This window comes from Kitasatospora sp. NPDC101155 (genome assembly GCF_044768305.1).
Classification (GTDB): domain Bacteria; phylum Actinomycetota; class Actinomycetes; order Streptomycetales; family Streptomycetaceae; genus Kitasatospora.
The window spans coordinates 241,283-250,125 of sequence record NZ_JBIWPN010000010.1; the positions used below are offsets into that span (position 1 = coordinate 241,283).

General features: G+C 69.6%; 11 protein-coding genes. 5 read left to right on the forward strand and 6 right to left on the reverse strand.

Translation table 11 applies throughout. The features are described from left to right. Nucleotides 1-28: 28 nt before the first annotated feature. From ACIRYZ_RS18055 to ACIRYZ_RS18065, 3 genes are read right to left on the reverse strand one after another with little or no spacing between them, the layout of a single operon-like run. Nucleotides 29-838, reverse strand: coding sequence for an ABC transporter permease (locus ACIRYZ_RS18055; RefSeq protein ID WP_380612306.1), 810 nt, complete (start codon nt 836-838; stop codon nt 29-31). Then, on the reverse strand, nt 838-1,833 hold the full coding sequence (locus ACIRYZ_RS18060) for an ABC transporter permease (protein ID WP_402945094.1): 996 nt from the start codon (nt 1,831-1,833) through the stop codon (nt 838-840). The genes ACIRYZ_RS18055 and ACIRYZ_RS18060 overlap by 1 nt, the downstream gene beginning before the upstream one ends. A gap of 6 nt (nt 1,834-1,839) precedes the next feature. Continuing rightward, entirely contained in the window at nt 1,840-3,009 is a 1,170-nt protein-coding gene (locus ACIRYZ_RS18065) for an ABC transporter substrate-binding protein (protein WP_402945097.1), read from the reverse strand. Between the two features lie 326 nt (nt 3,010-3,335). On the opposite strand from ACIRYZ_RS18065, the gene ACIRYZ_RS18070 reads away from it, so the two are divergent. Then, nucleotides 3,336-4,145, forward strand: a complete 810-nt coding sequence (locus ACIRYZ_RS18070; RefSeq protein WP_402945099.1) for a GntR family transcriptional regulator — start codon at nt 3,336-3,338, stop codon at nt 4,143-4,145. 34 nt (nt 4,146-4,179) lie between these two features. On the opposite strand, the gene ACIRYZ_RS18075 is transcribed toward ACIRYZ_RS18070, so the two are convergent. Beyond that, a complete protein-coding gene (locus ACIRYZ_RS18075) occupies nt 4,180-5,778 on the reverse strand; it encodes a TauD/TfdA family dioxygenase (protein WP_402945102.1) in 1,599 nt (532 codons plus the stop codon). Nucleotides 5,779-5,945: 167 nt separating this feature from the next. On the opposite strand from ACIRYZ_RS18075, the gene ACIRYZ_RS18080 reads away from it, so the two are divergent. Then, on the forward strand, nt 5,946-6,584 hold the full coding sequence (locus ACIRYZ_RS18080; protein WP_402945104.1) for a hypothetical protein: 639 nt from the start codon (nt 5,946-5,948) through the stop codon (nt 6,582-6,584). Nucleotides 6,585-6,658: 74 nt separating this feature from the next. Here the strand turns inward: ACIRYZ_RS18080 and ACIRYZ_RS18085 are convergent, their stop codons facing one another. Further along, complete coding sequence (locus ACIRYZ_RS18085) at nt 6,659-6,868, reverse strand: hypothetical protein (protein ID WP_402945106.1); 210 nt, start codon at nt 6,866-6,868, stop codon at nt 6,659-6,661. Continuing rightward, the gene (locus ACIRYZ_RS18090) at nt 6,868-7,446 is read right to left on the reverse strand and encodes a hypothetical protein (protein WP_402945108.1); all 579 of its coding nucleotides are present in this window, start codon (nt 7,444-7,446) and stop codon (nt 6,868-6,870) included. Before ACIRYZ_RS18090 ends, ACIRYZ_RS18085 begins: the two co-directional genes overlap by 1 nt. A 57-nt stretch (nt 7,447-7,503) precedes the next feature. Here ACIRYZ_RS18090 and ACIRYZ_RS18095 point away from each other — a divergent pair, with 57 nt between their 5' ends. Genes ACIRYZ_RS18095 through ACIRYZ_RS18105 form a run of 3 tightly spaced genes read left to right on the forward strand, consistent with a single transcriptional unit; the run spans nt 7,504 to nt 8,805 of the window. Next, entirely contained in the window at nt 7,504-8,385 is an 882-nt protein-coding gene (locus ACIRYZ_RS18095; protein WP_402945110.1) for a Scr1 family TA system antitoxin-like transcriptional regulator, read from the forward strand. Continuing rightward, nucleotides 8,372-8,581 (forward strand): DUF397 domain-containing protein, encoded by a 210-nt coding sequence (locus tag ACIRYZ_RS18100; RefSeq protein ID WP_402945112.1) that lies wholly within the window; start codon nt 8,372-8,374, stop codon nt 8,579-8,581. The genes ACIRYZ_RS18095 and ACIRYZ_RS18100 overlap by 14 nt, the downstream gene beginning before the upstream one ends. 17 nt (nt 8,582-8,598) lie before the next feature. Beyond that, the gene (locus tag ACIRYZ_RS18105; RefSeq protein WP_402945113.1) at nt 8,599-8,805 is read left to right on the forward strand and encodes a DUF397 domain-containing protein; all 207 of its coding nucleotides are present in this window, start codon (nt 8,599-8,601) and stop codon (nt 8,803-8,805) included. Nucleotides 8,806-8,843: the final 38 nt, after the last annotated feature.

Below are 8,843 nucleotides of genomic sequence, written 5' to 3' on the forward strand. Positions count from 1 at the left end.
TGGTGACTCCTGGAAAGCGTGGGGTGGTTCAGGACCGGGCGGTCTTGCGGCCGCGGCCGACGGCGGACATCAGCAGCAGGACGAGCCAGACGATCAGCAGGCTGAGCATCGAGACCGCGACGGACATCTGGCCGTCGCTCTTGCCGTTGGAGTTGATCCACACCGAGAAGGGGGCGAAGCCGAGGATCGAGGCGGTGGTGAACTCGCCGAGCACCAGGGCGACGGTGAGCACGGCGGCGTTCAGCAGCGAGCTGCGCAGGTTGGGCAGGACGACGGTGAACACCGCGCGCAGCCAGCCGGCCCCGCAGTTGCGGGCGGCCTCGACCAGGGTGACCACGTCCACGCCGCGCAGGCCGGCGTCGATCGCCCGGTAGGCGAACGGCAGCGCCATCAGCACGTACGCGATGACCAGGACGATCGGGAACTTCGGGTCCTGGATGGCCACGATGGTCTGGAAGAGCGGGGTGTCCTGGAGGTAGTCCGGGCCCCAGCGCAGCACGCCGATGATGCCGGTGGTGAGCGCGACGACCGGGACGACCAGCGGCATCGAGCACATCACCTCGATCACCGGGCCCAGCTTCGGCGCGCCGAGCCGGGCGGCGAGCACGGCCGGGACGAGCAGGAGCAGCAGCACCGCGACGGTGACGGCGGCCAGTTCGAGGCTGAGCACCAGGCTGTCGGTGAAGCCGGGGGCGTTCAGCAGCTCGGTGTAGGCGCGGAAGGTGGTGCCGCCCTTGTTGTCGTCGATGCTGAACCACAGCGAGGCGGCCATCGGCACCGCGAAGTAGATCCCGCAGATCAGCAGGACCAGGCCGCGGCCGAAACGGATGCGATTGATCAGGCGAGCCACTTGGCACTCCGGCGCTGAAGGGGCAGGTACAGGGCCATCACCAGGCAGGCGACCACGATCATGTCGAGGCCGAGGGCGAGGGCGAGGTTGCCCTGGCCGACCAGGACGTTGCCGGACAGCGCGTCGCCGATCTGCATCGAGATCAGCGGCACCGAACTGCCCACCATGGCCTCGGCGGTGGCGTACGCGGCGAAGGAGGCGCCGAACAGCAGCACGAAGCCGCCGAGCAGCGAGGGCAGCAGGACGGGCAGTGCCACGTGCCGCCAGTACTGCACCGCGGTGGCGCCGTTGTTGTACGCGGCCTCGCGCCACTGGGCCTTGAGGCCCTCCAGGGCCGGGGTGATGGTGATGACCATCAGCGGGACCAGGAAGTAGAGGTAGACCACCGACAGGCCGGAGAAGGTGTAGAGGTTCCAGCCGTGCTTGGTCAGGCCGAGCTTCTTGGTGACCTCACCGGCGTTGCCGAGGGTGGCGACGAACATGAAGGCCAGCGGGACGCCGCCGAAGTTGGCGAGCACGCCGGAGGCGGACATCACGGCCTCGCGGAAGGCCCGGAAGCGGGAGGTCGCCACGGCCTGGGCCAGCGGCAGGCCGACCACGGTGGCGATCAGCGCGGTCAGCAGCGAGAGCTTCACGCTGCCCCACAGGGCGGTCCAGTACGCGCCCTGGAGGGAACCGGTGAGGTTGTCCATGGTGAAGGTGCCGCCGCCGTCGGGCGCGTCCGAGGAGGTGGTGAACGCGCCGATGGCGATCGCGACGGCCGGCAGGCCGAAGCCGATCACGAAGAAGAGCAGCAGGGGGAGGGCGGCGAGCCAGGCGCGGCTGCCGCCGGCCCGGCGCTTGGCCGGGCGGGGGGCCTTGGCGGTCGCCGCGGTGGCGGCGGTGGCCGGGGCCGGGGTGGGGGTAGCGGGGCCGGCGGTGGCGCCCCCGCCGCTGTGAGCGGCGGAGGCGGTGGGCGGCACCGGGGTGGGAGCCGTGGTCATCTCAGGTCAGCCCGCGATCGCCTTGGCCCAGTTCTCGGTCACGACCTTCTTGGCCGCGTCGGTCTGGTCCTGGGTGGGGAAGGTGGTGAAGGGCTTCTCGACGGCCGGCAGCTTGGCGGCGGCGGTGGCGTCCAGGGTGCCGGCGGCCTTCATCGAGTCGAACAGGGCGGGGGTGGCGTAGCCGCCGAGGAAGCCGTTCTGGCCCTGGGCGCTGTAGAGGTACTCCTCCCACAGGCGCGCGGCGGCCGGGTGCGGGGCGTCCTTGTTGATCGCCTGGTTGTAGTACTGGGCGTAGGAGCCGTCCGAGGGGATGGCCACCTGCCAGTCGATGCCCTTGTCCTTGAACTTGTCGCTGTAGCCGGCGTTCAGGTACGACCAGTCGATGCTGATCGGGGTCTCGCCCTTCTCGATGGTCGCCGGGGTGACCTCGACCGGGTTGAAGTTGCCGGCCTGCTTGACCTTGCCGAAGAAGTCGATGCCGGGCTGGATGTTGTCCAGCGAGCCGCCGTTGGCGAGCGCGGCCGCGTAGACGGCGCCGAAGGCGGCACCGGCCTTGGTCGGGTTGCCGTTCAGGGCGACCATGCCCTTGTAGTCGGGCTTGAGCAGGTCGGCGAAGGTCTTCGGGCAGACGGACACCTTCTTGGCGTCGCAGCCGATCGACATGTAGCCGCCGTAGTCGTTGTAGCTCAGGCCGTTGGCGTCCTTCATGGTGGCCGGGATCTTGTCGAAGTCGGTCACCTTGTAGGGGGCCAGCAGGCCCTGCTTGCCGGCGCTGATCGCGAAGGCCGAGCCGAGGTCGACGACGTCGGGGGCGCGGTCCTGGCCCTTGCGGGAGGTGACCGCGTTGATCTCGTCCTGGCTGGAGCCGTCCGGGTTCTCGTCCTCGATCTCGATGCCGTACTTCGCCTTGAAGTCGTCCATCAGCTTGCCGTAGTTCGCCCAGTCGCGCGGCAGCGTGATGACGTGCAGCTTGCCTTCCTTCTTGGCGGCGGCGACCAGGGCGTCCATGCCGCCGAAGTCGGCGACGGAGGTGGCGGTCTTGGCGCTCTTGCCGCCCGCGGCGTCGCCGCCGGACTTCGCGGAGGAGGAGCCGGCGGAACCGCAGGCGGTGAGGGACAGCGCGGCGGCGGTCAGGACGGCCGCGAAGGCGGCGGTGCGGGCGCGGTGCACGGACACGGGTCAGTCTCCTGAGAAGGGGGAACTGCAAACGGGTGTCTTGATCGGGGGATCAGGCGAGCGGCGGTTCGGAGCCGTCCGAGGTGAGTTCGGATCTGTCCGAGTTGACTAGCCAACTTCGCTGACGGGGGTAAGTACGCCGGAGTCCGGTGACGGGAAGGTGAACGGACGGCTCAGAACCGGGGTCGGCTGCGGGAACGGTGGAATCCGGCCATCGGAGCGTGATCCGTTCGGTGCGATGCTCTGAATGCGCAGCGGGATATGGTCGGGCTGTCCGCGCCGGTACGGCTGCGCAGGACACCGCCCCAGGAGGGACATTGACTGACGTGGCAGTAGAGCCCGGGCGCCCCGCCGAGCGCGCTGCCGGCGCCGAGCAGCAGCCGACCGAGCGCACCGGATCCCTGTACCGCAAGGTGGCCGCCGATCTGCGCGAGGCCATCACCACCGGCGCGTACGGCGAGGCGGGCCGGCTGCCCGCCGAGGGCACGCTGGCCGAGCAGTACGGGGTCTCCCGCGGCACCGTCCGCCAGGCGCTCGCCGTCCTGCGCTCGGACGGGCTGGTCACCTCCCGGCGCGGCACCCGCCGGGTGGTGCTCGGGGGCGCCCGGGTGCAGAGCTTCTCCGAACTGCTCAGCTTCACCCATTGGGCGTACTCGATGGGCGAGGAGCCCGGCGGCATCCTGGACTCCCTGGTGCGCCGTCCGGCCGACGCCGCCGAGCGCGAGCAACTACGCCTGGAGCCGGGCGCCGAGGTGTACGTGACGGTCCGGCTGCGCACGCTCTCCGGCACGCCGGTGATGGTCGAGCGCACCATCTACCCGCCGCGGGTCGGCGAGATCGTCGCCGAGCTGCCGCCGGACGTGGTCTCGCACACCGAGGTGCTGCGCGAGCACGGCATCCTGTTCACCGACGCCGACCACACCATCGACATCGTCGCCGCCAACGCGGAGGACGCCCGGCTGCTCGGCTGCCGCCGGGGCGGCCCGCTGCTGCGCGAGCGGCGTCGTACGACGGACCCGACCGGCACGCCGGTGGAGTGGTCCCAGGACCGCTACCTGCCCGGGACGGTGGCCTTCAGCGTGCACAACTCGCTGGCCACGTCGGCACTTTCGCGGCACGCCCGGGAAATGGACTGAGGCCCCGCTCCCGGGCGTGCTTCGCGTACCGGCGCTAGCGCATGAGCGAGGCGAGCAGCGGGCGGTAGTGCTCGAAGTCCGGCGCCTGCGCGTCGGGCTCCTTCGCCTGCTCGTCCCAGCGGCGGACGGCCACCGCGTCGGCGGCGCCCGGGAGTTCGGCGAAGGCGGCGGCCTCCCGCTCGTCCATTGGGCCGCCCTGGACCGTCAGGGTGTACTCGGAGGCCTCGGAGAGCCGGGCGCGGTAGCCGTCCTCCACCGCGCACAGGTAGCGCTTGGCGGCCACGTGCAGCCGGACCGGCTCGGTGACCTCCGGGCCGAACCAGCGGGCCAGCCAGTCGGCGCCGGTGTGGCTGTGCCGGTTGTCCTGCCCGCGCATCAGGTCCTTTCCGTGCAGGGCGCCCTGGCCGTGCTCGTCGAAGAAATGACCCACGTCGTGCAGCAGCGCGGCGGCGACCAGGTGGTCCGGCGCCCCGCCGGCCTCGGCCGCGGCGGCGGCCTGCAGCATGTGCTCGGCCATGGTGACCGCCTCGCCGAGGTACTCCCCGGCGCCCTCGCCCGCGAACAGCTCGGCGATCCCGTCCAGGGCGGCGGTGCGGCGGTTCAGCACGGCGAGGGTGCTCGACAGCGAGTCGAGGTCGGCGTAGCAGCCCTGGAGGTGTCTGTGGCCGTCCTGCTGGAAGGCCGTACGGGCGTGCAGCAGGCGGGTGTTGTCGAAGATCAGGCAGTCGCCGGGGTCGAGGCGGAATTCCAGCTGCAGCTCGGGGCGCAGGGTGATCGCGGCGAAGCGGCGGTAGGCGGCGTAGAAGGCCTCCAGGTCGCTTCCGCTTCCGCGCAGGGTGCCGATCGAGCGGTTGTTGAAGCGCACCTCGCGGATCCGGCCGAGCGGGTCCACGTCGATCAGCGGGCGGTCGGCGCGCAGTTCGGTGCGGCGGTCGCGGAAGACGAAGGGGACGGGGGTGCGGGTGAGCGTCGCGAAGTCCTCGGGGGACTCCTCCCGGAGGACCGCCGCCGCCTTGAAGCCGTCCACCAGGCCGGAGTCGCCGCCGGTCGCCGAGTTCTCCAGGCAGTGCAGCAACTGAAGGGTGGGCACCGGGTCCCGGTACGGGTTGTCGGTGTGCGGGGCGATGGCGGCGCTGGTGAAGGCCAGGTTGTTCGGGTCCGGCTCGACCCGGACGTCGAACAGCTCGCCGTAGTTGGTGACCCGGACGTAGCCGAAGCTCTCGGCCACCCGGAGCACCTGCCGCTCCACCGTCGGCACCCCGCGCAGCACGGCGAAGCCGCTGCGCCGGACGGCGGCGAGGACGGCGGCCTGCTCGGTGGGGTCGGTCAGGTACACCGCCCAGTCGGCCTCGGGGATGCCGCGGGCGAAGTCGGCGGCCGTCCAGAGCCGCTTGTCCAGCTCGGTGCGACCGTCGCCGTCGGCTTCCTCGTGGAGCCAGGTGAGCGGGTAGCGGGAGCGGTGTCCGTCCGACCAGAGCACCTCCAGGTTCCCGTCCAGCTCGCACTGCGCGGCGATCGTGAGATCGCCCGGCAGGTCGCCGATCTGGAACAGCTTCTGCCCGTTGCGCGGGTCCCGGCACTCGGCGCAGGGGCAGTTGTCGCGCAGCCAGTAGGGCGGCGGTTGCTCGGTCATGGATCTCCTCCTTGGGGTGAGTTGTATAGCCAACTTCACCTCTCGCCTGGAGCCTGCCGCTCCCTGGTGAGTTCCGCGTGCCGGGCGGGTGAACGCCCGGGGAACGGTCCGTCGAGACCGCCGTCAAATCTCTTGCGCCCATGGGCGTGACCTGCTCAGATATGCCGGTGCCCGATCAAGATCAACCACAGGACGGCGACGTCCTGGTGGACATGACGCCCGTCGCCCCGATCCCGACCCTGCCCCCACCGCCGGGCTCGCGCCGTCGGCTCTGGCTGACCTTGGCGGCCTTCGGGTTCGCCGCCGTCATCGCCCTCGCGCTCGCCTTCGCCCACGACACGGCCAACCTCGGCACGTACCGCTACAGCCCGCCGGAGGACTTCCTGGGGCTGCCTCGGGTCCCCGCAGGGCAGCTCCCCAAGGCGTCGCCGCTCCCCAGCGGTACGAAGGTCGGCGGCTACCAGACCGAGGACGGGTCGCGCAGCGTCGCCCTCACCGTTCGCGAGCTGCCCATCGTCTCGCCCTCGGCCGTGATCGACACCGTGATCACCGAGGCGGCCACCGGCCGGCACGTCGAGGGCCTGCGCACCGTCGACCCGGGCGAACGCGGCGGCGTCATGAAGTGCGGCCACATCACCGACATGATGAAGAAGGCCGGGAAGCCCCAGGACATCGCCTTCTGCGTCTGGGTCGACGGCAGCATGTGGGCCGTCTACATGGAGCACGGCGACGACATCACGCTCGACACGGACGACCTGGCCAACGACGCCCGCAAGTTCCGCCACCTCGCCGAGGTGCCGTCCTGACTCGGTTCGCCCCGTCGCGCGGGCCCCGTCTCGCCCGGCAGGACGGGGCCCGCGCGGTGGCTGCCGTGTGCCCACTACGGGGAGTTGTCGGGCGTGAAGCGGAGGTAGGCCTCGGCGGCGGCGCGGATGTAGAAGCGTCTGATTTTGCCCGAGCTGCCTCGCACGCGGAGGTACTGGTGCTGGTCCGGGTCCCACAGGCCCCAGCACTCCACCAGGAGGAAGTGTGGGCTGCGGGAGCTGATCAGGCGGATCTCGTATCGCTTGCGGGAGAGGGCGGTGGTCATCAGGTGACCTCCGGGGCCGGGTGGGGCTGCTCGTTGGCGCGCACCCATCGCTCCGCCCGGTCGTAAGAGTAGAACCGCAACGGTTCGGGGCCGGGCGGCAGCGCCTTCACCAACCGGCTGGTGTCGCGGTCCCGGATGACCCAGACCGGGTAGGAGGCCCCGTCATCGGCGGGAATGATCCCGTATCTGGTGCTCCATCGGCGGGCCACCTGGACGAACCCGCCGGCCTTCTCGACCTGGCTGGCGAACTCGTCGAACTCGCCGTCGATGGGGGAGACGGCCGTTTTGGAGGGGATCAGGATGGCTTCGGCGCCCTTGTCCTTGATCGTCTGCAGCGCGGCCAGGAGCAGCGGGCGTTGCTCCAGGGGCTTCTCCGTCTCGTCGTCCACGACGGTGAGGGTGACGTCCCAGTTGTGGGTGAGCGCGTACTCCTCGCAGCTGCGCATCTCCAACTCGGGGAAGGCGGGGCTGGTCTTGGCCAGGTAGATCACCACCTGGAAGCGCTCGGTGGTGGGGGCCGTGCCGACCTCGCAGAGTCGGGGGGAATGCGGAGCAGAGGGGGTTCGATGCAGCTTCAAGGCCCGCTCCTCTCAGTAGTGAGATGACTACCCGGAGTCCCAACTGTGGTCTAGGATGTGAAGTACTTCAACCTTTCCCTCAGGAAGGAAGGGCCTCCAACGATCATGAATCGCAAGGAACTTGATCCGGATGCCTCACCCGCTGCCAAGTTCGGTGCGGAACTTCGCGAGTTGCGAGAGGCGAGAGGCTGGACGCAGGAACACCTGGCGGCCCTCATTGGGTACTCGGCCGTTCATGTGTCCGCCGTCGAAACTGGCCGCAAGCCTCCAACTCTTCCATTTTCCAGAAGACTTGATGTCGCGTTCGAGGCGCCTGAGCGATTCGAGCGAGGGTGGCGCAAGTTGGGGCAGAGAGTTCTGTTTGAGGGATTCGGCGAGTATCTGCGCAGTGAGGCGGATGCCGTGGCCCTGCGGTTGTTCGAGATCAACATCATTCCGAGCCTCTTCCAGACTCCTGCCTACGCGAGGGCGTACCAGGAGGCGCGAGTTCGCCGTGGGTGGGCAACTCAACAGCAGGCTGAAGATCGACTCTCGCTGCTGCTGCATCGACAGCAACGTCTGAGCCAGCATCCGGCGCCCCGAGTCCACGCGGTCATAGACGAGGGTTGCCTGCGCCGAGCTATCGGTGGCCGGGACGTCATGGTGGAGCAGCTCGTACATCTGGAGGAGCTGTCCGCCCAGCCTCAGACGGTTGTGCAGATCAGCCCGTTCTCGCTCGGCGAGGACAGGCCGTTTGGGCTTCCAATTACCTTGCTGACCCTGCCGAACAGGACCATCGTGGGATACGGCGAGACGCAGCGACGCGGCTTCCTTGAGCGGGAACCAGACACCTTGGCCGAGTGGGCTGGTGAGTACGATCAACTGCAAGTCGAGGCGTTGTCCCGCTCGGAGAGCCGAGAGTTCATCCGGCAAGTTCGGAGAGGTTTTGAGGATGGATGACCTGACAGGCGCCGCATGGCGCACGAGTAGCTACAGCGTCCAGGAAGGGCAGTGCGTGGAGGTCGCGGACGGGTTCCTCGATCGGGTGCCCGTAAGGGACAGCAAGGATCCCGACGGCCCTGCCCTGGTCTTCGCGGCCGACGCCTGGTCGGCCTTCGTCTCCGCCGTGCGTAGCGGGGAGTTCGGCACCGTCTGATCAAGGGAGGACCCGCCGTGACCGCCACCGAACCCGCGTGGTTCAAATCCTCGTACAGCAGCAACGGCGGCGACTGTGTGGAGGTAGCGGGGAACTTGGTCACCTCCGACACTGTTCCCGTCCGTGACTCGAAGGACCCCGAGGGCCTATCCCTGGTCTTCGCGGCTGACGCCTGGTCGGCCTTCGTCTCCGCCGTGCGTAGCGGGGAGTTCGGCACCGTCTGATCAAGGGAGGACCCGCCGTGACCGCCACCGAACCCGCG